This is a genomic window from Rhizobium aethiopicum, from assembly GCF_900094625.1.
Classification (GTDB): Bacteria; Pseudomonadota; Alphaproteobacteria; order Rhizobiales; family Rhizobiaceae; genus Rhizobium; species Rhizobium aethiopicum.
This window is the reverse complement of record NZ_FMAJ01000004.1, coordinates 284,511-308,483: the sequence shown is the minus strand read 5'-3', so window position 1 is coordinate 308,483 and position 23,973 is coordinate 284,511. Positions and strand designations below refer to the sequence as shown.

Annotated in this window: 19 protein-coding genes; 6 read left to right on the top strand and 13 right to left on the bottom strand. The window is 59.9% G+C overall.

Annotated elements, in window-relative coordinates; all coding sequences use genetic code 11:
• Nucleotides 1–86 precede the first annotated feature (86 nt).
• A complete protein-coding gene (gene repC / locus GA0061105_RS11225; protein WP_092750196.1) occupies nt 87–1,382 on the top strand; it encodes a plasmid replication protein RepC in 1,296 nt (431 codons plus the stop codon).
• A gap of 375 nt (nt 1,383–1,757) precedes the next feature.
• On the opposite strand, the gene GA0061105_RS11220 is transcribed toward repC, so the two are convergent.
• Both GA0061105_RS11220 and GA0061105_RS11215 read right to left on the bottom strand, forming a co-directional pair.
• Complete coding sequence (locus GA0061105_RS11220; RefSeq protein ID WP_092750194.1) at nt 1,758–3,659, bottom strand: adenylate/guanylate cyclase domain-containing protein; 1,902 nt, start codon at nt 3,657–3,659, stop codon at nt 1,758–1,760.
• A 198-nt stretch (nt 3,660–3,857) separates the two neighbouring features.
• The gene (locus GA0061105_RS11215; RefSeq protein WP_425348759.1) at nt 3,858–5,864 is read right to left on the bottom strand and encodes a putative bifunctional diguanylate cyclase/phosphodiesterase; all 2,007 of its coding nucleotides are present in this window, start codon (nt 5,862–5,864) and stop codon (nt 3,858–3,860) included.
• Nucleotides 5,865–6,119: 255 nt separating this feature from the next.
• Between GA0061105_RS11215 and GA0061105_RS11210 the strand changes: the two genes are divergently transcribed.
• From GA0061105_RS11210 to GA0061105_RS11195, 4 genes are all read left to right on the top strand, one after another.
• Complete coding sequence (locus GA0061105_RS11210) at nt 6,120–7,163, top strand: class I SAM-dependent methyltransferase (protein WP_092750192.1); 1,044 nt, start codon at nt 6,120–6,122, stop codon at nt 7,161–7,163.
• A 236-nt stretch (nt 7,164–7,399) separates the two neighbouring features.
• Nucleotides 7,400–7,837, top strand: coding sequence for a DUF2231 domain-containing protein (locus GA0061105_RS11205; RefSeq protein WP_064695184.1), 438 nt, complete (start codon nt 7,400–7,402; stop codon nt 7,835–7,837).
• On the top strand, nt 7,837–9,378 hold the full coding sequence (locus GA0061105_RS11200; RefSeq protein WP_092750190.1) for a PQQ-dependent sugar dehydrogenase: 1,542 nt from the start codon (nt 7,837–7,839) through the stop codon (nt 9,376–9,378). Before GA0061105_RS11205 ends, GA0061105_RS11200 begins: the two co-directional genes overlap by 1 nt.
• 29 nt (nt 9,379–9,407) lie before the next feature.
• Entirely contained in the window at nt 9,408–10,601 is a 1,194-nt protein-coding gene (locus GA0061105_RS11195; protein ID WP_092750188.1) for a glycosyltransferase family 87 protein, read from the top strand.
• Here the strand turns inward: GA0061105_RS11195 and GA0061105_RS11190 are convergent.
• The 8 genes from GA0061105_RS11190 to GA0061105_RS32375 form a co-directional block, all read right to left on the bottom strand.
• Nucleotides 10,580–12,139, bottom strand: coding sequence for a hypothetical protein (locus tag GA0061105_RS11190; RefSeq protein WP_092750186.1), 1,560 nt, complete (start codon nt 12,137–12,139; stop codon nt 10,580–10,582). The two genes, GA0061105_RS11195 and GA0061105_RS11190, sit on opposite strands and share 22 nt — an antisense overlap.
• Before the next feature lie 17 nt (nt 12,140–12,156).
• Nucleotides 12,157–13,788 (bottom strand): hypothetical protein, encoded by a 1,632-nt coding sequence (locus tag GA0061105_RS11185; RefSeq protein ID WP_092750184.1) that lies wholly within the window; start codon nt 13,786–13,788, stop codon nt 12,157–12,159.
• Complete coding sequence (locus GA0061105_RS11180) at nt 13,785–14,534, bottom strand: SDR family oxidoreductase (RefSeq protein ID WP_092750183.1); 750 nt, start codon at nt 14,532–14,534, stop codon at nt 13,785–13,787. The genes GA0061105_RS11185 and GA0061105_RS11180 overlap by 4 nt, the downstream gene beginning before the upstream one ends.
• On the bottom strand, nt 14,531–15,856 hold the full coding sequence (locus GA0061105_RS11175; protein WP_092750181.1) for an FAD-binding protein: 1,326 nt from the start codon (nt 15,854–15,856) through the stop codon (nt 14,531–14,533). Before GA0061105_RS11175 ends, GA0061105_RS11180 begins: the two co-directional genes overlap by 4 nt.
• A gap of 7 nt (nt 15,857–15,863) precedes the next feature.
• On the bottom strand, nt 15,864–16,295 hold the full coding sequence (locus GA0061105_RS11170; protein WP_092750179.1) for a GtrA family protein: 432 nt from the start codon (nt 16,293–16,295) through the stop codon (nt 15,864–15,866).
• 9 nt (nt 16,296–16,304) lie between these two features.
• A complete protein-coding gene (locus tag GA0061105_RS11165) occupies nt 16,305–17,756 on the bottom strand; it encodes a UbiA family prenyltransferase (protein ID WP_425348763.1) in 1,452 nt (483 codons plus the stop codon).
• Between the two features lie 466 nt (nt 17,757–18,222).
• Nucleotides 18,223–19,161: an NAD(P)/FAD-dependent oxidoreductase gene (locus GA0061105_RS11160; RefSeq protein ID WP_092750175.1), complete on the bottom strand. Its 939-nt coding sequence runs from the start codon at nt 19,159–19,161 to the stop codon at nt 18,223–18,225.
• 46 nt (nt 19,162–19,207) lie between these two features.
• A complete protein-coding gene (locus GA0061105_RS32375; protein WP_141130195.1) occupies nt 19,208–19,492 on the bottom strand; it encodes a hypothetical protein in 285 nt (94 codons plus the stop codon).
• A gap of 23 nt (nt 19,493–19,515) precedes the next feature.
• On the opposite strand from GA0061105_RS32375, the gene GA0061105_RS11155 reads away from it, so the two are divergent.
• Nucleotides 19,516–21,288 (top strand): SLC13 family permease, encoded by a 1,773-nt coding sequence (locus GA0061105_RS11155; RefSeq protein WP_092750173.1) that lies wholly within the window; start codon nt 19,516–19,518, stop codon nt 21,286–21,288.
• A 139-nt stretch (nt 21,289–21,427) separates the two neighbouring features.
• Here the strand turns inward: GA0061105_RS11155 and GA0061105_RS11150 are convergent, their stop codons facing one another.
• From GA0061105_RS11150 to GA0061105_RS11140, 3 genes are all read right to left on the bottom strand, one after another.
• Complete coding sequence (locus GA0061105_RS11150; protein ID WP_092750171.1) at nt 21,428–22,354, bottom strand: ribokinase; 927 nt, start codon at nt 22,352–22,354, stop codon at nt 21,428–21,430.
• Nucleotides 22,351–22,812 carry an RbsD/FucU family protein gene (locus GA0061105_RS11145; protein ID WP_092750169.1) on the bottom strand — a complete coding sequence of 154 codons (462 nt, stop codon included), beginning with the start codon at nt 22,810–22,812 and terminating at the stop codon, nt 22,351–22,353. Before GA0061105_RS11145 ends, GA0061105_RS11150 begins: the two co-directional genes overlap by 4 nt.
• 108 nt (nt 22,813–22,920) lie before the next feature.
• Nucleotides 22,921–23,970, bottom strand: coding sequence for a LacI family DNA-binding transcriptional regulator (locus tag GA0061105_RS11140; protein WP_092750167.1), 1,050 nt, complete (start codon nt 23,968–23,970; stop codon nt 22,921–22,923).
• Between the last annotated feature and the right edge of the window lie 3 nt (nt 23,971–23,973).

Below are 23,973 nucleotides of genomic sequence, written 5' to 3'. Positions count from 1 at the left end.
AATCACATTTCCGCGAATCATAGTCAAGAGTCTTTGGCACCGAATTTGGTGAGCCGCGATCTTTTGCCTTGAAGAAGGCGAAGAAAATGGAAAGCGGAAGTGTGACGACGCCGTTCGGGCGGCGGGCGATGACGTTTGGCATGTTGGCAAGCCAAGCGGCGGCCCGAAAAATCGAGCCGGGCCGATCAATTGATAAGTGGAAACTCTATCGAGCCCTGTGCGAGGCCAAGCCGCTGCTCGGCATCACCGACAGGGCGCTCGCCATTCTGAACGCCTTGCTGAGCTTTTATCCCAAGGGAGAGCTCTCCGAGGACAACGGGCTGGTCGTTTTTCCTTCCAATGCGCAGCTTTCTCTGCGCGCGCATGGAATGGCGGAGCAGACGATCCGCCGCCACCTGGCGACGCTGATCGAGGCCGGATTGCTGATCCGCAAGGACAGCCCGAACGGCAAACGTTATGCCCGCAAGGAGCAGGACGGGGAGATCCGTGAGGCATTCGGCTTCTCTTTGGCGCCGCTGCTTGCGCGCGCTGATGAGATCGAGCGGCTGGCGGCGGAGGTGGTCGCCGAACGATTGCAACTGCAGCGGCTCAAAGAGCGCCTGACACTTTGCCGGCGCGACATCGCCAAGTTGATCGAGATGGCCGTGGAAGAGGGGGCGGCTGGCGATTGGAGCGAGATCCACCTGCATTTTCGTGACGTCGTCGAACGGCTGAGGCGATCACCGTCGGCCGAGACGGTTGCCGGCGCCCTCGACGAACTGGAGCTGTTGCGCGAAGAAATCGTCAATCAGTTGGAAATGCAGGCTAAGTCTCAAAATGAAAGCGGCAATGCCCAACATTCTGAGCGGCACATACAGAATTCAAACCCACACTCCATTATTGAATTTGAACCAAGCTTCGAAACGAAGCAGGCCGCGAGGGCGGAGGACCGATCGGCAGGTTGGGCCGAACCGATGGCCCGAATAACAGCAGACGACGGGAAGGGCGGGCCTCTGCCGGCTGCAAGCTCAGTCCCGACTGCGCATGGCGGCGGGCTGAAATCCTTCCCGCTAGGCCTGGTGCTGCAGGCCTGCCCGGAGATCAGCGCCTACGGACCGCAAGGCGCCGTGAGCACATGGCGTGATCTGATGGCGGCGGCTGTCGTCGTTCGCTCGATGCTCGGCGTCAGTCCGTCGGCTTATGAACAAGCCTGCGAGGTCATGGGTCCTGAAAATGCCGCCACCGTCTTGGCCTGCGTGCTCGAAAGGGCAGGGCATATCAATTCCGCCGGCGGTTACCTCCGCGACCTGACACGCCGCGCCGAAAGAGGCGAATTCGCCATCGGACCGATGTTGATGGCGCTTGCCCGCGCCAATTCGCCGATCAGAGGCAAGACCGGGTAAGAATTTCCACGCGGCCCTGCTACGAACTATGGTTAACGAAATGAGACTGCGATGGAGCGGAACGCTAAATCTACCATGCAGTTCGGACCGGACGATTTTATCTCGGGCGGGGCCGGGACCTCTTAGAGTCCGGAGTTTTGTAAGGATTGACGCGAAGCGATTAGGCTGCGCCGATATTTTCACGTCATTTCCGCGCGCAGGCTCGAGCTGCTTCTGCAGGACCGTTCATTCCGCCGACGTCCCTCTTGCCGCCGCTTTTGACGTTGGATACGAAAGAGTTTCGCGGTTCACGCGCGATTGCGGTCGCCCGTTCCAGGCGACGCCAAAGCGCGATGCTCTGCGAGCGGGATCGGAAGCAACGTGGCCTTTGACGGTTTAAGCGGGTTGCATTGTTTTCAACGCAGTGGCGGTTTCGGGCGCCCGCGCCCTGGCGAGGTCCGCCAGAAATTTTTCCATCAGATCGGAATCGCCAAAGCGGCGGTATTCCCTCTCCTTGGCCAAGGAGAGTTCGGGATTGGCTTTCACCAATCGCGCCATCATATCCTGCGCATCCGCCAGCTTCGCCTGGCCGGTGAGCACGGCCGTCTTGATCAGCAAACAATCTTCTGCCTGCGGCGCACGGATCAGGCATTCGTCCAGCACCTTGTCAGCGTCATCCAGGCGACCAGCCGCGTATAATGCCTGTCCATGGACATAGATATAATACTCCGGCGCCATGGGATGCAGGCGCCTGGCCCGTTCTGCATTGGCAACGGCGTTCGCGTATTCACCGAAGCGCACCTGTGCCTTGGCGAGGGCCATGAGGCTGTCGGGATCGTTCGGGTTGAGTTCCACGGCCTGCTGCGCCGCCCGCCTGGCGCCAGGGTAGTCTCCCTTGGCGGCAAGGCCGAAACTTAAGGCCTGATAGCCGCTGGCAAGATTTGGGTCGAGCCGGATCGCCTGACGCGCCTCGCTCAATCCCGTTTCGAGATCGGCATCGGTGGCAAGCCCGCTGACGGACTGCACCTTGTCCAGAATATAGGTCATTCCGAGATGCGCCCGAGCGGCGGCATAGCTCGGATCCAGCTCCAGGGCGCGCTGGAAAAGTGTCCGCGATGCCAGAAAAGCGTCCTTGTCTTTCGATCCGTGCCTGTACCGATCACGACCGCGGAGCACGAGGTCGTAGGCCTGCAGATTTTCCGTCGGCCGCCGCGCTGCATTTTCGATCTCGGAAACTCGAACATACGAGACGAGATGGGCTACGATCTCCGACGTCAGCTCCGTCTGCACCGCGAAGACATCGTCGACACCCCGGTCATAGCTGCGCGACCAGATATGAGCGCCGCTACGGGAATCGATGAGCTGGGCCACCACGCGAAGCTTGTCACCCGCTCGCCGCGCGCTGCCTTCGACTATGTATCCGGCGCCCAGTCTGTCGCCGATCTCCCGCACATCGGCCGGGCGACCACGCAAGGCAAATGTCGAATTCCGGGCGATGACCTGAAGCTCGGGATTGCGTGCAAGCTCCGTGATAATATCTTCGGTGAGCCCATCGGCGAAGTAGCCTTCGTCGGCTTTGTCGCTCATGTTGTCGAAGGGCAGCACGGCGACCGAAGGGCGGACATCGACGCTCGCGATACCCGACAACAAGGCGACGCCATTCGAAATCTCCCGGGAAATCCCCCTGAACGGGGGAACGTCTGCCAAGGCCGCCGCGCCGCCGATAACGACAATGGCAGCAGCATAAGGTGCCGCACGACGAAGCATCTGGCGCGGACGGGGAAGCCGCTGCCAAAGCGCGACGCTGGCCGTCAATCGCACGGCATAAACATCCAAGGGTTCGGGAATGTTTTTGGCTTGGCGCCGACCAATTCGGTAGAAGAGCTTCGCCCTCTCCCTTTCGGCGCTTCGCACTACGGCCGCACTCACGAAGATGCTGCCAGGCTCCGCCATGGACTCAAGACGTGACGCGACATTTACGCCGTCGCCGAATACGTCGCCATTGTCTTCGATGACGTCACCGAGATTGATGCCTATGCGAAGGTTGAAGGTACGATCGGCAAAGCCGCGCTGGATCTCTATGGCAGCGTCAAGCGCTTCGTTGACGCTGGGAAAGGCCGCGAGAAATCCGTCTCCGGCGCTCTTGAAGGTGCGGCCACGATGCTTCAGAATGGTCGGTGCGATCAACTCATCCAGAACGGAGCGGAGTTCGCTGTAGGTCCCCGCCTCATCCTCCGCCATATGACGGCTGTACCCGACGATATCGCCGGCCATGATCGCAGATAGTTTGCGTTCCACGGGGGACTCCTCGGTGATTTCCTATCGGGTATCATATAGCGACGGCAGGTGCCATTCACAGTTCGGTGTGCATGTTTTTTCAACAAGGGGCAACCGAAACCGTGCAGCAATGTGCGTCATTACAACCAGTCTCTATGGTTGATGAGACCAACATGAGCTCCCGTGACCGGGCATCAGGTCGCAGCTGAAGGACCGAGCCTATGGCCCATTCCGGGACAGACGTTTTGAATCAAGGTTCCTGGCCATGCTGAACGGCAGCACATTACCCGTTTCCAGCCGAGCCGCCGGCGCCGGCCGGCCGATGAAATATCCCTGGATCTGGTTGATTCCGTACTGCTGCATCAGCAGTTGATGTTCGATCGTCTCGACGCCTTCAACCAGGATCCTGACACCGCGATTGCGCAGCAGGCTGATAATGTCGAGCAGCATCCTCTTGCCTCTCTCCGTGTTGCTGTCATGGAGGAAGGATCGATCGATCTTGACGGTGTCGAATTCGATCAGGCGAAGCCACGAGAGCCCTGCGAAGCCTGTGCCGAAGTCGTCGAGCCAGACTTGAGCCCCGAGCGCCCTCAGGTCGCTGATGCAGCGAACCAGGTCCTGGTCGATTTCCAGCTCGACGCCTTCGGTAATTTCGAAAGCAAGCCGCGCGCCCGCCACGTCGAATTCCGCCAGCGTTGCCGCGACATAGCTGGCGAAACCTGGCGTCTTCAGTTCGATCGGCGAAACGTTGACGCTGGCAACCTGCACCAGGTCGGCTGCCAACAGGTCCCGGCAAACGGTGCGAATTGCCCACCGGCCGAGTTTAACGATCGAACCGGTCCTTTCCGCAACCGGGATAAATCTATCCGGCGGTACCGCGGTTCCATCCAACATCTTCAAACGCATCAAAGCTTCTACACCGTCCATATTACCGGTCTGGACGTTGCGGATCGGCTGATACACGAGGGAGACGAGGCCGTGTTCAAGCGCGATCTTCAGGGTCGCGGCGATATCCTCGCTGTCATCGCTGCTCTGCGGGTCGTCAGGATCGAAGACCACGACGGTGTTGCGACCCGTCGCCTTGGCGGCGTAAAGCGCGCGGTCGGCTTCATGAATGACCTTGTCGACCTGCTTGGTGTGGTCCCGGGTATAGGAGACGCCGACACTGACGGTGATGACGGTCGTCCCGTCCCGCCGGTGCTCGTGCGGCCAAGCCAGCGCGCGGACGGCAGCACACATTGCTTCTGCGAGTGCGGCCGCCCTTTCCGAATTTTGCATGGGTGTGATGACGATGAATTCCTCACCTCCGTATCGCCCGATGATCGAGCCGTAGGACGAGGCCACGCTCTGGAGAAGCTGCGAGACCGCCACAAGGCACCGGTCACCTTCCTGGTGGCCATAACAGTCGTTATAATGCTTGAAGTAATCGACATCGATCAGCAGGACGGCGAAGGGCGCTCTTTTGTCCTGCCAGCGTTGCCAATAATCACGCAAGCGTTGATCGATTGCCCGGCGATTTTCCAGTCCCGTCAACGAATCCGTATTCGAGAGGTGCAAAAGCGCCCTGCCCCTTTCCTCGGCGGCCGCTTGCTGCAGACTGGCTTCAAGCGCATTCAGGAAGACTTTATAGCGCTCTCTGTTCAGCTGAAGGTTCACGTAAGACGTGAAAATAAAGCAGGAAATACAGAAGGCACCGAGGATCAGCTTGTGGACAAGCAACATCGGCGCGAACAGACAGAGGGCGCCAATGAAGATGAGCATGTTGGTGACGGAGGCCGCAAGGGCGAGCGGAAACCGGAAACTGAAGAACAGGTTGACGCTCATCATGAAGATCGCGCCAAAAACCATATAATATGAGAACGCGTCCCTGACCGTGGTCATCTGGGCGGTGAGAAGCCAGACAAGATAAGCTGCGAGCACAGATGCGGCCGCAGCCATGTCGACCGTATCAGCTTTTGCCTTGCGGTAGAGCAGGAGTTCCAGCATGCATAGTGCACCGGCGCTCACCGCCACCCGGCCGGCGACCGTGTAGCGAACGACATCGCCAATAAAAAGATAATCCGTGAAAGCATATGCGAGGTAAGCAGCGACCGCGATCCAGAGGCCGCTGCGCGTCGCGCACTTTCGGCCGCTCTCGCTCCGATGCTTATAAAGACGACGCAACCGTTCTGGCGACAGCGTCGGCCGCATGGTGGCGACTGCCGTCTCGGCTAACACGTGCATCATGCCCCTGCCACCCAACATCTTGCAGCAGTTGCCCTACGCAGACCGCCAGCTGAATTGGATAGCCCTGCGCAGACCCCACATCAACCGATAACACTCGAACAGCGCCGAAGCTGGCAGTGTATCTCTCGGCGTCACTAATATTTTCTAAAATTATGCGGTGCAGTGGCGACCACTGCCGCGGACCTTGACTTGACGTTAAGAGAATGCTGAGGATTTTATCTTATCTCTTAAGTTGTTATTTACCAGTGAGGTTCCGTGGCACAGCCGCTCTTTTCCCTTGATGGCCAAAGCTTGATCACCCCGCAGTCCGTCAGCAATAACTTCCTCTCACCCAACCAGGATCAGCAAACAGGCCTGTTGCGCACTGCGGAGGCCGAGTTTGCAATTATCATCAGCCTTGCAATGCAGCGGTTCGCCGCCGGCAAAGACCTGCCTGAAGCCGTCAGGTGGCTGATTGGTCAGCTCCACGACGTCCGCCAGAAATGCGGCGCTGCCGTGTGGCAGAAGCTCATCCCGCTGATTCAGGCCCATCCCTCGGCAAAGATCCTGCAGCAATGCCCGTTCACGCGCTGGTCCTTTGAAAAGCCGCGCGGTTATTCCGGTGATGCCAGTCTGATAGACTTTATTTATGGACATCCGGCGGTGGCCGAAGAAGTGGCCAGATCCACCCATCTCGGTCTCGATATTTTCGAATACACCATAAACGCGCCCGGGCCGGTCGCCGTCAGGGAACGTCGCGACATCCTGACCCGCTCCGTCGATGAGACCGCTGCGCGAACCGGTGCAGATACCGAGATTCTGGCGATTGCCGCCGGTCACCTTCGCGAAGCGGAGGGATCAACGGCACTGGCAGAAGGGCGGCTTAAACGCTGGGTTGCCCTTGATCAGGACCCCCAAAGCATCGGCTCGATCTCGAGCCAATTCCATGGGACTGCTGTCGAGCCTATCGATGGATCCGTGCGCGGCCTGCTGGCGCGAAAGCATCAGATTGGCACATTCGATCTCATCTACGCGGCAGGACTCTACGATTACCTTACCGATAAAGTCGCAATCCGACTGACACAGATCTGCATGGACATGCTGAAACCAGGCGGCGTCTTTCTGTTTGCCAATTTCTCCGACGAGATGGCCGATGACGGATACATGGAATCCTACATGAACTGGGAACTCCTCCAGCGTTCCGAGGCCGACATGTGGCGTATTGCCAGAAGCAGTGCGCCGCAAAACACGGTCGAAAACAAAGTCTGGTTCGGTGCCAACCGCAACATCATTTACGGCACGATCAGGAAGCTGTCGTAGGCCTCCGGGGTTGGCGACCGCTATTGGCCAATCCATCGCGTCGTCATGCGCTCCGGAGTGACGTTCGGCGACAAGTGCGAGCTGTCGTGGATGCAAGGTGAGCGCGTGCCGCAATCGCGGCGGCGCGTGGCTCCGATCATGCAGCTTGCGGGAAATGTGCTGCCCCACGGCGGGAACCATCGCTCCTTGCGCTGGTTGGTAGTCATCACCACGCTCTCTTCCGGACGGAGCACGCCATGGCTTTATTTCCCGCGAGAAATCGAGACGCGGCCGCCTATCCTATGCAGTCGCTTTTTGTTCCTTTTCCCTTCGTCTGCTTCACGCTCGCTCTCGCCACCGATATCGCCTTCTGGCAAAGCGGCAATGTAATGTGGCAGAATTTCTCGGCATGGCTGCTCTTCGCCGGACTGCTCTTCGGCCTGTTTGCCGTTCTGGCCGGATTTATAGATCTGCTGCGTCCACGTACCCGCCCGCTGCGGCCGAGCTTCCTGTCCGCCCTTCTCTACCTGATGATCCTGGTGCTCGCAGCCGCTAACAGCCTTGTCCATGCCGGCGATGGATGGACTGCTGTAGTTCCTTTCGGGCTGGCACTCTCTGCGCTCACCTTCCTCATGTGTCTGGTGGCCGCAGCCGCTTCTGCACGTAAATATGCCCGGCTGGCCTGGAGAGTCTGATGATGAAGCCCAAGATTTTCAGCGCCGCGATCCTGCCTATCGCTGCCGGTGTTGGCTTTGCAGCTTACGCGCAAAGTGAGGAATTCGACATTTCAAAGCAGATCGGACCGAACCCGGTTCTGCCGGAGCCGTCGATTTCTCTCTTGCCCGATCTGAAGGTCGCGAAGGTTGTCGGCTGGAAAGACGGCGAGGCACCGACCGTTCCGGAAGGACTGACGGTCCAGGCATATGCCAAAGATCTCGCCAATCCCCGCACAGTTCACACACTGCCGAACGGCGACGTGCTCGTGATCCAGTCTCGCGGCCCGTCTGGCGGACCAAAATCACGGCCGAAGGATTTTATCAGGGGCTGGATCATGTCGATCGCCCACGGCGATGGCGGCGAGCAAAAGGAAAGCAACCTCATTACGCTGCTGCGTGACACCAACCGCGATGGCACGGTGGATGAGCGGCATGACCTGTTGAAGAAGCTGGATTCGCCCTTCGGCGTGGCTTGGATCGACAACATCCTTTACGTCGCCTCGACAAGCGCCATCCTCGCCTACCCTTATGAGCTTGGCCAGAATGAAATCAACGCTCAGCCAAAGATACTGACGCCCCTGCCAGGTGGTCCGATCAACCACCACTGGACAAAGGATCTGGCGCTCAGCCCCGACGGACGGTTTCTCTATGTCTCGATAGGATCGAACTCCAACATCGTCGAGAACGGCCTTGAAGCGGAGAAGGGTCGAGCAGCGATCTGGCAAGTCGACCGCAATGCCGGTGCGGCGCGCGTCTTCGCCTCGGGCCTTCGAAACCCGAACGGCCTCACCTTCAATCCCGAAACGGGCACCCTGTGGACCGTCGTCAATGAACGTGACGAGCTCGGTCCGGACCTTGTTCCCGACTACATGACCTCGGTCACGGAGGGCGGCTTCTACGGCTGGCCCTGGAGCTATTACGGCAAACATGTCGATGCGCGGGTGCATCCGCCGCGGCCCGACATGGTCAATATCGCTATTCCGCCGGATTATGCTCTGTCGAGCCATGTCGCTGCCCTGGGGTTGACCTTCTCCAACAAGTCAGCGCTCCCGCCCGCATATGCCAACGGCGCCTTTATCGGCGAGCACGGCAGTTGGAATCGGGACAGCTTTAACGGCTACAAGGTGGTGTACGTGCCATTCGAAAACGGCGCTCCGTCCGGCAAGGCACAGGATGTGGTCACGGGTTTTCTCCAGGGCGACCAAGCGAAAGGACGGCCCGTCGGCGTCGGGATTGACGGGACCGGCGCGCTGCTTGTCGCCGACGACGCTGGCAATACAGTATGGCGTGTCGCCTCGGCGGACGGCAAGGTAACGCAACAGCCGATCGGCACCGACCAGTTCACGGTGAACGCGCAGGCCGGTTCGAACGGAGCCATTGGAACTGAAACGACCGGTTCGACCGCTCAACCGCAGAGGACGCCGCCAGCCTCTCGCGATGCACCCCCGAACGACCTGAGACCAAAACCTGAGGTCGGTCAGCCCGCGCAGATGCAAATCGCCCCCGCGACAGGACCCTAACCCATGGGGCCAGACCTGTGAAGAAGTCGATGAAAACTCGCTCATTAGCATCGCTCTTTCATGATGCTGATATTGGGCCGCCGGGGAAATTCATCCGTCTGGCTGCGACCGCGGGTCTTGCCCTCATCTCCTTGCTGATCATCCAGGCGGAAATTCCGCGGGTCGTTTCAGATCATGGCCTGTGGGATTTCGGCGCCTTCGTCGCGTCGGGGCGCGCAGCCGCTGCAGGGTTGGACCCCTATGGCATCTACCCGCCGCTCACGCCGCATGTCGTTTTTCCCGGATTTGAATCCTGGAATCCCAATCTCAATCCCCCGATTTCGGCACTGCTGTTCCAGGCTTTCGACGTCGTTGACCCGGTCCAGTCGCTTCGTATCTGGTGGATGATCTCGATTGCCAGCTACTTCGCCGCGGTGGTGTTGCTGCTGCGACGCTACAGCGGCGGCTTGGAACTCCCGCTGCTGGCCATCTGGGCTTTTGCGCTAGCTGGCTTCTGGGACACGCTCTATCTTGGCCAGATCTATATGCCGTTTGTGCTGCTGGCGGTGGTGGCTTGGCTTCGGCTGGAAAAGGGTGATCGCGTATTCGCCGGCATCATTATCGGTTTGCTGATCTCGATGAAACCTAATTTTGCGGTGTGGCCGGTGCTGCTCTTTCTTGCCGGACATCGCCTGCCGAGTGTCTTGGCGGTGACCACGGCGGCCGTCATAGCCGCAATCCCGCTGGCAATGTTCGGATCTCAGATCTACCTCGACTGGCTGCGCCTCGTTGCGACGGATGGTCAACGCGCGATTTTTCTGACCAACGCGTCGTTTGCGGGCGTTGCGGCGCGCGCGGGCCTTCCCGCCGCAGGCACTGTTCTTGCCGCCCTATTGTTGCTTGGACTGGCAGGCTGGGCATTTTTCCGCCGCCCGCCGATCATCGCAGTCAGCGGCTTCGCGCTGCTGGCCTCCCTGCTGGCCTCGCCTCTCGGATGGATCCACTACACGCTTTTCCTGCTGCCGGTGCTGCTGCACCATTGGCAGCGCGCATGGGCATGGGTGGCGGGCGCCGCCCTGACGATACCCGTTCCCGTCATCCTCGGCTACTTCGGAGCCCCTCGCCTCACCCAACTGACGGCCGGATCCATCTATGCATGGGCCCTCGTGCTGATCCTCATCGGCCTGATCGTCTCAGAACGCGACCGGCAACATGCGCCGACTCAGGGAGCTTTCCTGCGGTAGATGCGCCAATCGGCGGTTTGCGCCACCATCTGATAATGGCGAGCAATATAGTGGGCATAGACGTCGCGCATGCCGTTACCCGTCCAGATTTCGATTGGCCATTTCGGATCGAGGATCAGATCGATGTCGACGAACATCTGCTCCGGGGCCGGATGATAATCCGGCCCAAGTGTGCGCCCCCAGTGATACCAGACGCTGTCGCCGACCGGCGGTATTAGCCTGAGGCCGGCAGAGAAGGGATTGACGAAATCCAGGACCGCAACACGCTCGGTTTCGGTGCTCAATCGCGAGAGAGCCGCTGAAGCGTCAGCCAATGTCCTGTTATATCCCTCGAAATATTCGTATTGGCCGGCGCTCCACATCTCAACCAGTCTGATCTCGGAAAACGCCGGTAGCGGGATCGGTTTACCTCGGCCCTCGGCGGCGCAATAAGTATGAATAGCGAGCGATGCGGCGTTGCTGACGGCGGCGGGCAGCAACAGAAAGCCCACGAGCAGCGGCAGGGCGAGCCGGGCTTTCCAATGCCGCGATGGCAACCCGGCGCGACAGAGGCTTTCCGTGATGATGGCGGCGCTTGCACCCAGAGTCAGAATGCCGATTCTCTGAAAATTCTGCTCGATCAAGAGGATACCGGCTGCACCGCAGAAACCAATGAAGAGTAGATGCCGGTAACTCGTCGTCAGATTGAGAACAATGGCCGCGACCATTAGAAAGACAAGCAGGTCGGCGAAGTTGTTGCGGGCAACGTGACCGAGAGCCGTGAGCGTCGGGAAGCCGCCGCTGTTTTGGCCGGAAAGGCGCAGGTCAGCGAGATAGTGGAAGCCGCCGCGCCAGACGACTTCGATCATGAGAATGCTGACACCGACAATCACGAGCGCCAGAGCCACCCAACCGATCTGGCGGCGGTCGAAAAGCATGAACACAAGGAAGGCAAGCTCCACGACGCCATAGGTGATCTTCGTGTAGAGCATCAGCAGCACGAGGAAACTGGCGCAGGCGGCGTCGACGGCCTTGCTACTCCGAGCGCCCGGCAACCGAGGCAGATACATCACCAGCAGAAGGCCAAGCGACGCCCATCCCAGCCGATTGTAGAACATGGCAAAGGTCAGCTCACCTATCCGTTCGCCCGGATTTGCGGGAGCCGCAACTATCAGGAGCAGGAAGATCGCAAGCGGCAATCCGAGTACCTTACGCATCCGACTGCCGATGATTTCCGCGGCAACAATCGCAAGCAGGACGACCACCATAGCCATTCCCGCCGGCATCGCGCCACCCATGCTACCGGACAGTCCATAGCCGGCGGCGGGAATATAGAATGTCAGCGGTCCGAGTGGCGTGTGGAAATCCACGTTGGGCAATTGTCCCACCGCGATACGATGAGCGCCATCGAGGAAAACGAAAAGGTCGTTGACATATTTGGTCGTGACAGTCCGACCCGGCAGAGCGAGCAGGCCGGCGAGCACCAGGCCAATGCCGAGGATGACCACACGCCACCTGTTCGATTGGATCGCCCGGGGTGATGCGTCTTTCTCCTGCATCGACCTCAATGCTACAGTCACCGGCCCTCACTTTGCGCCGGGGTCTGGCGCCATCGATAGACCGTCCATTCAGAGGTTTTTTGAATGACGTCGAACTTTGCTGAAAGAAAAGGGCCATACAGCTCCTGCAGCGGCAGGCTGTTGATTCCTGTTTTCGGCACCATCACGATCTTGACGTCGGCAAAGAGCACGTCTGGCGGGATAAACGCTTTCTCGTTGATATTGCGGTTCCAGTGAAACCAGGCAGTGTCGCCGGTTGGCGGGCGAATGCCAAGGCCGGCAGAAAAGGGGTTGACGAAATCAAGCACGAAGACGCGTTCCGGCGGCGCCGGCAATGCCTGCAGCAGCGCACCGCCAGTTACGATGTCGTCGAGGTATCGTCTTATGAAGTCAGGCTCGCCGCCGGGCGGGTCGACTTCCCGAAGATCATCGAATAGCGGTAGCCCGAGAGACTGACCTGCTTTCTCGGCGGCAAGCGCCGTATGCAGAACGAGAGCCGCGCTGTGGTGCAGGATGGGCGGCAACAGGAACGATAAAACGAGCAGTTGTAGGGCGCGGCGAGGAAGAACCAATCGCCCCGCGCTTCTGCCGTCTTTGCCCAGCTGCAGCTCGCCGGCCTTTTGCACCAGAACTGCCGCGCCGCAGTAGAGCGTGATGATGCCCCAGCTGTGGGCGTTCTGATTGATGATCGCCAGGCCTGCGGCTATGCAGAACCCACAGTAGACAAGGTCCCGCAGGCGGCGGCTTTGCCAGAGGACGACCGAAGAGAAGACTGCGAACACCGTGAGATCCGACAAATTCTCACGCACATTTTTGAGAATACTGGGAAGATCATGACCGCCGCTGACCCGTGCCGCCGACCGCAGATCCTCTATGTGCTCCGCCGTGCCACGCCAGAAGAACTCGATGACGAGCATTGCCACGCCCGTCAGGAGCAGGGCCGTCACGACCCAGCGGCGCTGCTGTCGATCAGACAGCATGAACATCAGAAAGCCGGTCCCGGCCAGCCCGTAGGTGGCCTTTGTATAGAAAGAGACAAGCAGCAGAAATACCGCGGCGACAGCATCGGCAGCATTCCCCCTGCCTGGGGACCGCGGCGCCAGGTACATCACCAGCAGCAGGCCGAGCGCGACCCAGCCGATGCGGTTGTAGAACATCGCGAAGGAAGGATACAGGATGGAACTGCCGAGATTGATCGGCGCCGCGAGGATGAGAATGAAAAATATGCCGAGCCCGACCGCCATCGAGGGACTGAGGCGCGATAGGAGGATGCGGATCATCGCGGGGAGGAAGACGACGATCACCATGGCCATTCCCATTGGAATTGCAGCGCCGAAATTTCCCGTCAGCAGGTATCCCGCGGCCGGGATGTAGAACACCAGCGGCCCGAGCGCCGTGTGAAAATCGCGGTTCGGCACCTGACCGAATGTGATCCGATGTGCGCCGTCGATAAAAATCAGCACGTCATTGATGAAGGCGGCATTGATGGTTCGCCCCGGCAATGCAAGCATGGCCGCGCAGACCAATCCGACGACGATGATTGCGACCTCTGCCGAAAGAAACCGCCGTATCCCGGCCGCCGCTCCCTTGTGTGCCGCAGTTTTCGTTTCGATGGCCGCGTAGGCGGCTTGATTGCCCGGTTCCATCACAGCCGCAGCCTCTTGAAGATCGGCTCGGGGATTGACCGGATCATCGTCATGAGGGGTCGCCAAATCGCTCTGACGTAGACGACGTCTCCGCCCCTCCCTCCCTCGGCAGCGGCAAAGATCTTTTGCGCGACCTCCCGAGGTTCGGCGGTGAGAAGCGGCGGTAGTTTCATTCCATCCGTCATGCGTGTGCGAACGAAGCCCGGCTTCACGGTCAGCACCCGCACGCCGGACCGGGAAAGCCTGTTCCTCAGCCCTGACAAGAAGGCGGTCAGACCGGCTTTGGCAGCACCATAGACATAGTTCGACGCTCGCCCGCGCTCGCCGGCGACGGAGCTTATGCCGACGATGGTACCGGATCCTCGCGCGGCAAAACGTTCAGCCAGAAGACCAATGAGCAAAGCTGGTCCTTCGAAGTTGGTCCGCATGACCGTGGCGGCGTGCTCGAGGTCCTGTTCGGCCCGAAACTGCTCCCCGAGATCGCCAACGACGCAGACCGCCGTCTCGGGCAGAGCCGAAATGCTGCTCATGAACTCTTCGAAACGACTCGTAGCGAGAATATCGAGTTCGTGGACCATGACGTGAGCGCCTGTCCGTGCGCTGATGTCGTCGGCTTCGCGTTGGACGGCCACTCGCCTTCGTCCGACCAGAAGCACATCCCATCCCGCCTCGGCATAGATCAGCGCCGTCGCACGGCCAATATCCGAGGTTGCGCCGATCAGGAGCAGAGTCTTGCCGATTCCCTTCATATGCCGAGCCTTTTTGCCAAGCGGGAATTAAAGTGACGATCGGCGCCAGTTGCCTTGCGCAGCTCTTTGAACGCATTCAAACGTGGGTAACCCGCCTCGAATGTTTGACGTGACTGTCGCGCATCCTTGGCGAGATAGAGCCGCCCTCCTGCCTTGACAACCAACTCGTCGATTTCGTCGAGCAGCCGGAACACGTCCTGAGTGACCGGAAGGTCGAGTGCGAGCGTATAGCCCGGCGTAGGAAAGGACAGCAGGCCGCCACCCTCTGCCCCGAGTTTCTTCAAAACCGCGAGAAAAGAGGCTTTGCCCGAACGCGCAAACCGGTCAAGAATGCCGCTCAAGACTGGCAGCGCGTCCTCGGCAGGGATCACGCACTGATGCTGCAGAAAGCCCCGCCTTCCATAAAGCCGGTTCCATTCAAGCATGCCGTCGAGAGGAAAGAAGTATTTATCCCAATGGACGAGCGCAGTCTTGGCCGCCTTTCGCGCTCCTGCCCGGAAATAGACCTCGTTGAAGGTCGATACGCTTCTTCTGTTGAGCAGCCAGTGTGGAAGGTCCAATGGCAGCGAAAGCTTCGCCGGGTTCCACGCAGGAAAACGCTCGGCTTTCGATGTTCCGCCGACCTGGTCCAGCGTCGCGTGCTCGCCGGCGAAGATCAGCGAGCGTCCGAGGGAGGCGCCTTGCGAAAGGCAATCGATCCAGGCCACCGAATAGGTGGCATCCTCGGTCTGGCGTAGCGCGGTCAATGCGTCGCCGAGGTTCTCCGTGACGATGGTCTTTTGCGCGATCCAGCCGGTTTCGATGGGCCTCAAGCGGAAGGTCGCTTCAGCAATGATCCCCGTCATGCCCATGCCGCCGACCGTCGCAAAGAAAAGCTCGGAATTTTGTGTGCGGCTACAGGTGACGATCTCTCCGCTGGCGACCACCAACTTCAACTCGCGGACGTGGCCTCCGAAGCCACCGTCGCGATGATGATTCTTGCCATGGACGTCCGATGCAATCATTCCGCCGATCGTGACGAACTTGGTTCCGGGAACCACGGGCGGAAAATAGCCTCTGGGGACGAAGGAGCGAAGAACGTCAGAGAGCATGACGCCCCCCTCGACGGTGAGAGCGCGATCGGCTAGGTCGAAGCTCTTCAATCGGTCCAATCGACTGCACAGCAATGTAGAATGCTCGCCGATCGCTGCATCGCCGTAAGAGCGACCATTACCGCGCGCGATCAGCCCTGGGCGCGATACCACGCTCTCCGGAAGGGCTTCCGGCAGTCGGCAAGCGATCACCTCGGTCTCATGGCGCGGATAGCGTCCCCAGCCCTCCATCGGTTCGTCACGCCTCCTCAGGTTTGAAAACGAATTTCCGGTCGAGAGCGTATTTGGAGACATAGCCGATCGCCAGACCGATCGCTCCACCCGTGTATTTGGCAAGTTCAGTCTTCCAGACGGTCCAGAAAGCAATTTCGAACCCCCAGAATATGAGCGTCGTCAGCACGCTGAACAGGCCGTAAAGCGCCGCCTTGAGCATCTCGTCGCCGTGGGACGTGTAGCGGTCGAAGAAGATCCACCGTTTGTCGAGGAAATATTTCAGCCCGAAACCGGCAGCGGTGCCTGCGAGAATCGAAGGCATAAGGTTCGGTGAAGGCGCCATTTGAACGACAACGGCCTGGACCGCAAAATTCGCGGCGGTGGAGAGCATCGCGAAGGCGCAGTAGCGAGTTGCGACGCCGACGCGAGTGCCCGGCTGCAAAGACTGAAAGTCCATTCTGCCACCTCACATTGCGGCGACGACAAATAAGCCGGCGGCGCCAAGCGTGGCGAGGCTGACCTTGTCCTTGATAGCGAAGACCACAGGATCATCGAGCATCTGCCCCCGGTTGGCGAGCATCAGTATGCGGGCGATCCAGCAAGCCAGGATCGGGCCTACCAGCCATAGCATCCCTGGCCTGGTGTAAAGATCCTGGGCGCTGTCGCTTGCAGCATAGAGCGCAAATAATGTCAGCGCGTTCATCCCAGCGCCTGCTGCCAATGCACCCACCATGCCGATATCCACTTTCCGGTAGTCTCGGCTTTTCAAGTCCGGCAGGTGCGCGGCGCGGCGCGAAATCAATTCGGTATAACGCTTGACCAATGCGAGTGAGAGGAACCAGCTCATCATGAAGGCAAGCAGCCACGGAGATGGCCACACCGCAATGGCCGCGGCCCCTCCGATCACGCGGGTCGTATAGAGAGAAGCTAAAGCCACGACGTCCAGGATCATCTTCCGCTTCAGGAAAAAGGAGTAGGCCGTGGTGAGGGCAAAATATCCAGCAAGGACCAGCACGAAGGCGGGCGACACCATGACGGCGACGGTAAGCGACAGCGAAAGCAGAATCGGAATTGCCAAAACGGCGTGCGACAGGGGAATCTCGCCACAGGCAAGAGGTCTGCGACATTTGGTTCGATGACGGCGGTCGTCCTGAAGATCGACCAGATCATTCAAGAGATAAACACCCGAGGCACAAAGCGAAAAAGCCACCAAAGCCAGACCGGCGCTGACAAGACTAGGCATGTCAAAAAGCTTATTCGTCAGGAGCGGGACGAAGACCAACCCGTTCTTGACGTATTGATGCACCCGTAACGAGCGCGCCCAAATCCGCCAGGTGGGCCTGTCGTGCCGGAGGTGTTCGACGTCGTCGCATTGATCGGAAAGCTGTCGCGCAACCGCGGCCGATGTCCTCACGGCGTAGGACTTTGCGGCGTGGCGCCAGACCGGCAGGTCGGCCGCATCATTGCCGACATAGTCGAAGCCGCCCTCGCCGAAGGCGGCAACAAGTCTCGCCGCCTTCACCTCGGCGGCGCAGTTCATCGTTTCATTGGTAGCAAACCAGCCGGTAAAAAGGCCGAGGTGGTCGGCAACCGCGCGAACGAGGCGCTCATGGGTTGCAGAGGCGAGATAAACGGGGCGCCCCTCTTCCCGTGCAGCCTTGATCACGTTCAGCACTTCGGCGTCATAAGGAAGGATAGCGGGGTCGAAATCCATCGGCTGCGAAAGGCGGTGCTTCAGACAGGCTTTTCCTCTGGACAGCGCACCGACGAGAGCCACAATGGAATAGGGCCGCCGGCTGAGCTCCGCGAAGGCGGTCTCGATCAGAAGATCCGATCGCACGAGGGTGCCGTCAAGATCGACGACCAAAGGGCACGGTGACAGCGGCTGTCGCAGTTTTGATGAACCGGCCGCAGACAACGGCGCTGAGCCTGGCTCGCGCCACTCGTCCTCCCCGGCTCTTGACAAAAAATCTCTTCGTAGCGGGAATTCATGGTGCAACTCGCTCAAAGGATTTCCCTTTTGCTTGAAAACCGTAAGAGCCCGCCGAACCACCGCTGAGCGCTTTAGTTCCATCACCAAAACGAGTTAGCTCTGGCGGGCTGAGGCTGCATTTTGGGATGAACTCGCGCTTTTCGATCAGCGAGGTCGTCGCCTGTCGTCCTCGTGTCGGGCGTCTCTTGGGGCAGCGGACCACCCGCCAGAGGCTCGGAAAAACCAGAGTGCGCCCGGTTGGAGCAATAAGACATCGGCCAAGCTCGCAGGCTGGCTCAGCAAACGCCCGCGCTGTCAGATGCGAAGGAGGAAAATTGACGGCGCCGCGAGGAGTCGGGGAATAGGTTCAGCACGCCGCGCGATGCAGTTGATAATATCGCAGAATTGACGTTCAGCCGAGAAGCGATTTCTGACTTTCTTGCATTTGCCGAAGACGATTATGCACAGCAATGGCCGCTATTTCGCCGTGGGCCATTGACACGCCGAGTTGGTTAAGACCGGTGACAACGTCGCCCACTGCATACAGCCCCGGGACTTGGGTAGCTTGGTGTGCATCAACCTTGATCCGCAGATCCTCCTCGAGATCAGCACCCAGTTGCTCCGCCAACTGTGAGCGCGGGCGAATTCCCAATGCCGAATAAAGGACCGCCCCTTCCAAGGGCGCTGAAGCCTTCATGACGAGATCAACGACGCCGTTTTCGCGACGCGAGCAACGTACCAACTTCTCACAGCGTATGGCGACTCCATCAGCAACCAGCCGGGCCATGGTTGCTTGTGTGACATCCATCCTTTCTCCCAGCGTCGCGATGGTGATCTTGCTCGTGAACGCCCTGAGGAAGCGAGCCTCGGAGGCCGTGCGCTCCGTCGCGCCAATGATCACTACCGGTCGACCAGCGATTTCGTAACCATCACAGATCGGACAGAGGCGGAGATATCCTGATCGAGTGAGATCGTCAGCGTGGTCAATGGGCGGCAGAATGTCCTCGACCCCGGTTGCAAGGACTATGTTTTCAGCCAGCATCGAACGGCCGGCGAACTCGACGATGAAGCCTGAATCAGCGGACCGCCGCACCTGCGATACCGCCTCCGCCACGATCTCGATACTGAGGTTCTGAAGTTGTTTTCTCATGCGCCTGGACAGCTCGGCTCCCTCGATACCCTCGGGAAAAGCTGGGTGATTGCGAGAGAGCGGAATGAGGAGTGCGCGACTGCAACCCGAGTCAACGACAACAATCCGGCGGTTGAGCCTTCCCAGATAGAGAGCGGCTGTCATCCCACCCGGCCCGGCGCCTATCACAATGGCATCCAGCTTTACGCACCCGCTCGTCATCGATTCATCTCCTCCGAAGCCCGGCACCCCAACCTCGAACGAAGCTTCACAGTTCCGGGATCGCCCTCAAGAGGCGTGATAGTCCGACTTCACGCGGCACTTCAGTCGGCGATGGAGGGTTGATCAAATCAAGCATGATCTTGCTTACGTGAGGCCCAAGATAGAGCGCTGCATTCAACGTGAGGGAACGGCGGGTTGAGGGTGGCCAGCTTATCCGCGCTGCACGCGCTGGATCTGGAAGTCCATAGGGGCCCAGAACATCCTGCCAAGGAACTTGCGCCACGTAACGGCGTTTCTGGATATCTTCTTCCGCTTGGTTGTCGGGCGACATCCCAGCCTCTTTCCCGGGTCCGTATGACAACACAGCAGATAATCGCATTTTCTGTCATCGCGCTCATGATGGCGGTGTTTATATGGGATCGGTTCCGCTATGATGTTGTCGCGTGCTGCGCGCTCGTCTTGGCGGTCGCAACCGGCATTGTCGCGCCAGATAAGGCGTTTTCCGGCTTTTCCGACGACATCGTCATCATCGTTGGCAGCGCGTTGGTCGTCAGCGCGGGCGTGGCACGGTCGGGCATTGTCGATTCCGCGATAAAGCGATTTTTCCCGAACCTGAACACGCTTCATACGCAGCTTGCGCTCCTGATGATAGCCGTCGCGGTGCTGTCTGCTTTCATCAAGAATATTGGCGCGCTGGCCATCATGATGCCGGTCGCATTCCAGTTCGCAAGAAAATCCGGTGCCTCTCCGTCGAAATACCTGATGCCGATGTCATTTGCCGCTTTGCTCGGCGGACTGATGACGCAGATCGGCACGTCGCCCAATATCGTCGTGTCGCGCCTGCGGGAGGAGATGACGGGAGCGCCCTTCACCATGTTCGACTTTACACCGATCGGTGGAATTCTGACGGTTGTCGGCATTGCCTTCCTGTTGTTCTTCCACTGGCTGGTGCCGAGCCGCACAAAGCAGAGCAACTCGATCGAGGATGCCGTTGAGATCAGGAATTACACCAGCGAGGTCGCGATAACGGGCCAGTCAACGCTCCTTGAGCGGGCACTGAGCGACCTCCTGAAGCTCGGCGACGGTGAGGTTATCGCCACCGCCGTACTGCGCGGCGGTTCACGGATGGCTCCATTCCCTGATCTCATCTTGCGCGCCGACGACATCGTGATGTTGGAAGGTCCCTCGGCGGCGATAGACCGCATCGTGTCCCAGGGAAAATTGAAGCTTTCCGGCAAACCTCTGACAGAAAATGGCCAGCGGGAAGCGGACATCATTTCGCTGGAGGCAATCGTCAGTCAGGAATCATCACTTGCGGGCCTTTCGGCTAAAGAACTGGCACTTTCCTACACGCGCGGCGTCAACATTCTAGCGATCAGCCGACGCGGCGAACGCTTGAAGGAACGGCTGGGAAGCTTGACCCTCAGCACGGGCGATGTACTCCTCCTGCAAGGCAGCCGGGCAAGCCTGACCGCTCTTTTGCAGGATTTTGGTCTGCTGCCGCTCGCCCAGCGGGAGGTGCTGCTCGGCATCCGTCGCCGCGCCTTCATTCCGCTTGTCATCCTGGCGCTTGCCATGGCGACCACGGCCGTCGGCCTCGCACCGGTTCCGGTGGCCTTCTTCGCGGCCGCCCTGGGAATGGTCGTTTTTCGAGCTATCCCACTCGTGGATGTCTATAAATCGGTCGATGGGCCGATCCTGGTGATGCTCGCGGCCCTCATCCCGGTCTCGGATTCGTTGCGCACCTCCGGCGGGAGCGACTTGATCGCCGGCTGGTTGGGCGGGGCGGCTATGAATCTGCCGGCATGGGGTGCGCTTGGCCTGATCCTGGTAACCGCCATGGCCGTTACACCCTTTCTCAATAACGCCGCGACGGTTCTCGTCATGGCGCCGATCGCCGCCAGCTTTGCGACGGGTCTAGGCTACAGACCGGAGGCCTTCCTGATGGCGGTCGCAATTGGAGCGGGTTGCGACTTCCTCACCCCTGTCGGCCATCAGTGCAACACGCTCGTCTTCGGTCCTGGCGGTTACAGGTTCTCCGATTATCCGCGTCTCGGCCTGCCGCTATCGGCGTTGATCATCCTCGTCAGCGTACCCGCTCTGCTCTTTGTCTGGCCGGTCAACTAGCGGCAGAGAGGCCGCAATCGTTGTCGCCGTGAATCAAGGCCGTACGCGGCGGCTACGTCTCTACGCAAGGCTGGAGTCACCGGTTTCAGGAGATGGCGAGACTGGCGCGCCTCCTTTGAATTTCCTGTGACCTCCCTCATCAGGAGCGCAGCAAGGCGCTGATCTCGGCGCGAGAAGGCATGGCGGGGGCCGTGCCAGGCCGCGTTACGGCGATTGCGGCGGTCGCGCAGCCGAAACGGACGGCCTCGATTGGCGCCTGACCTTCGGAAATAGCCGTCGCGAACCCGCCGAGAAAGGCGTCGCCGGCCCCGGTTGTGTCAATGACATTGCCGGCCGAAAAGGCGGGGACGAATTCACTCTGCCCGGCTGTGTGATAGAGCGCACCGCGGGCGCCCAGCGTTATGACCGCTGCTTTCGCCCCCCGATCGACCAGCGTGCGCGCCGCTGCACGCGCCTGCTCATCGGTTTCGATCGCATGGTCGACCAATTCCGCCGCTTCGATTTCGTTGGGAACGATGAAATCGCACAAGCCGTAGATGCTATCCGGGATGGCGCTGGCCGGCGCGGGGTTGAAGATTGTAGTTGCCCCTGCCCTCTTCGCAATCGACAGGCCATGCAGGGCCGCTTCCAGCGGTTGTTCGAGTTGTGTCATGAAGATGGCGGCGCTTTCGATCTCCGCCCGGTTCGCTTCGACATCGTCGATACCAATCAGCCCCGCGGCGCCCGGCACCACGATGATGGCATTGTCGCCGCTCACTTCATCGACGAAGATGAAGGCAGCGCCGGTGGAAACGCCTTGCATCTTCATCACATTGGCTTTGACCCCCGCCTCCGCATAGGCCGCCAGCGCCATCGCGCCGAACGCGTCGTCGCCGACCCGTGAAATGAAAGCCACCTTGCCGCCTGCCTTTGCCGCGGCAATCGCCTGGTTGGAGCCCTTGCCTCCAGGCCCGAGGGTGAAACCCGAGCCCATCAGCGTCTCGGCAATATGCGGCAGGCGCTTTGCCTTATAGGCGGTGTCGGCGGCAAAAATGCCCAAAATGACGATCCCGCTTTTCTCGCTCATCGGACGGCCTCTTCCGCGGGAATGACGCCCTTGGTCAAAAGGAAGCAGCCATAGAACCGCAATTCTCCGGTTGCGATCACGCAATAGGCCTTTTTGGCGATGTCGTAAAACGCCATGCGCTCGACGGGATACATGGGCGACGGCTTGCCTTCGGCGCGGTCGACGATCGCCTGTACTTCCTGTTGAATCGGCGGAATTTCATCCGGTTTGCCGATCACCTCCATGCGGCCGACCGACGGCTGGATCGGGGTGTCGAGCGGCAGCACCGAAAGGATCGCGTCGATCGCCCGCGGTGCGGGAATGTTTTCCATGGTCAGCAATTTACCCAGACGCGTCTGGCGGGCTATCGAATCCGATGGAAAATTCATGTCGGAGATGACGAGATAGTCACCGTGTCCCATGTTGCAAAGTGCTTGAAGAATGTCGCCGTTGAGTTCGGCCCGAATTCCCTTGAGCATCGATCTACATCCTTTCTCTAGCCGGAACGCCGGCCGTGCTTCAATTTCTGTGTCCGGCGATATCCGGTGGAGCGCCGTGCGCCTTTCGGACGCACAAACGACGCCCTTCTATGCATCCGGCTTTCCGGCAATCGATTCCGACTTTCGGGCCGATGCGCCAAGTTGCGGGCACGGACCGCTCGAACCGCGCACGATCAGTGATCCGTCCACCATTTCGTCCCCCTTGCCCGGCGGCTCCTCCAGGAGAAGGGTGACTGCGCGCCGTGCCAGCATCTCGGCCGGCTGGCGTATGGTTGTCAGCCGCGGCACCACGAGATTGGCGAGCGAAATGTCGTCGAAACCCGTGATAGACAGTTTTCGCGGCACATCGATCTTGAGGTCGCGGGCGGCGCGCAATGCGCCGATGGCCTGCTGGTCGCTGGCGGCGGCAATCGCTGTCGGCCGGTCCTGCGGCAGGCGCGAAAGCAGCTCGCGGGCAATTCTTTCGCCGGACTCGTAGTCGAATCTGCCATAGGCGATTTCCAGTTCGACAGGCTCGCCGGCCTTGCCGAACCCGTCCATGCGGTTGACGAAGGCCTCCTTGCGCATGCGCCCTGCTTCGGTGTCGGTCGGCCCGGCGATATAAGCGATGCGGCGATGTCCCAGCCCATAAAGATGATCGGCGATCAGCGTGGCCGCCTGCGCATGGTTGGTCGACACCAGGGGAAAGGTGCCGAAGCGCCGGTCCAGCGATATCACCGGCACCGAGGCTGGTAGATCGAGACCTGAACCGTCGCTCGAAGCCACCACGATGATGCCCCGCACCGAGCGGTCGAGAAAAGCAGAAACGTGGCTCTGCTCCGCCTCGCTGTCGTTATGCGAGCTCGCCAGCATGAGACTATGCCCGCATTCGAGCGCCGCACGCTCGACGCTTGCCGCAAGCTGCGCAAAGAAGGGATTGGTGATATCGGGAACGACGAGGCCGATGACGTCGGTTCTGCTGGTGCGCAAGGCTCTTGCGGTTACGTTCGGCCGGTAGCCGAGCGCCGAAATGGCGTCGTTCACCCTTTCACGCAGCATCGGTTTGACCGCGGCCTCGCCCGACAGAACACGCGAAACCGTGCCCACGGATACGCCCGCATATTCGGCGACATCCTTGACTGTGGGCATCCTTGACATTTT

What these genes read in the sequence shown, in the direction of transcription:
- GA0061105_RS11190 (WP_092750186.1), bottom strand. Translation starts at nt 12,139, where the DNA reads ATGCAGGAGAAAGACGCATCACCCCGGGCGATCCAATCGAACAGGTGG.
- repC (WP_092750196.1), top strand. Translation starts at nt 87, where the DNA reads ATGGAAAGCGGAAGTGTGACGACGCCGTTCGGGCGGCGGGCGATGACG.
- GA0061105_RS11160 (WP_092750175.1), bottom strand. Translation starts at nt 19,161, where the DNA reads ATGACGAGCGGGTGCGTAAAGCTGGATGCCATTGTGATAGGCGCCGGG.
- GA0061105_RS11180 (WP_092750183.1), bottom strand. Translation starts at nt 14,534, where the DNA reads ATGAAGGGAATCGGCAAGACTCTGCTCCTGATCGGCGCAACCTCGGAT.
- GA0061105_RS11140 (WP_092750167.1), bottom strand. Translation starts at nt 23,970, where the DNA reads ATGTCAAGGATGCCCACAGTCAAGGATGTCGCCGAATATGCGGGCGTA.
- GA0061105_RS11195 (WP_092750188.1), top strand. Translation starts at nt 9,408, where the DNA reads ATGAAAACTCGCTCATTAGCATCGCTCTTTCATGATGCTGATATTGGG.
- GA0061105_RS11205 (WP_064695184.1), top strand. Translation starts at nt 7,400, where the DNA reads ATGGCTTTATTTCCCGCGAGAAATCGAGACGCGGCCGCCTATCCTATG.
- GA0061105_RS11175 (WP_092750181.1), bottom strand. Translation starts at nt 15,856, where the DNA reads ATGGAGGGCTGGGGACGCTATCCGCGCCATGAGACCGAGGTGATCGCT.
- GA0061105_RS11170 (WP_092750179.1), bottom strand. Translation starts at nt 16,295, where the DNA reads ATGGACTTTCAGTCTTTGCAGCCGGGCACTCGCGTCGGCGTCGCAACT.
- GA0061105_RS11200 (WP_092750190.1), top strand. Translation starts at nt 7,837, where the DNA reads ATGATGAAGCCCAAGATTTTCAGCGCCGCGATCCTGCCTATCGCTGCC.
- GA0061105_RS11145 (WP_092750169.1), bottom strand. Translation starts at nt 22,812, where the DNA reads ATGCTCAAGGGAATTCGGGCCGAACTCAACGGCGACATTCTTCAAGCA.
- GA0061105_RS32375 (WP_141130195.1), bottom strand. Translation starts at nt 19,492, where the DNA reads ATGTCGCCCGACAACCAAGCGGAAGAAGATATCCAGAAACGCCGTTAC.
- GA0061105_RS11150 (WP_092750171.1), bottom strand. Translation starts at nt 22,354, where the DNA reads ATGAGCGAGAAAAGCGGGATCGTCATTTTGGGCATTTTTGCCGCCGAC.
- GA0061105_RS11215 (WP_425348759.1), bottom strand. Translation starts at nt 5,864, where the DNA reads ATGATGCACGTGTTAGCCGAGACGGCAGTCGCCACCATGCGGCCGACG.
- GA0061105_RS11155 (WP_092750173.1), top strand. Translation starts at nt 19,516, where the DNA reads ATGACAACACAGCAGATAATCGCATTTTCTGTCATCGCGCTCATGATG.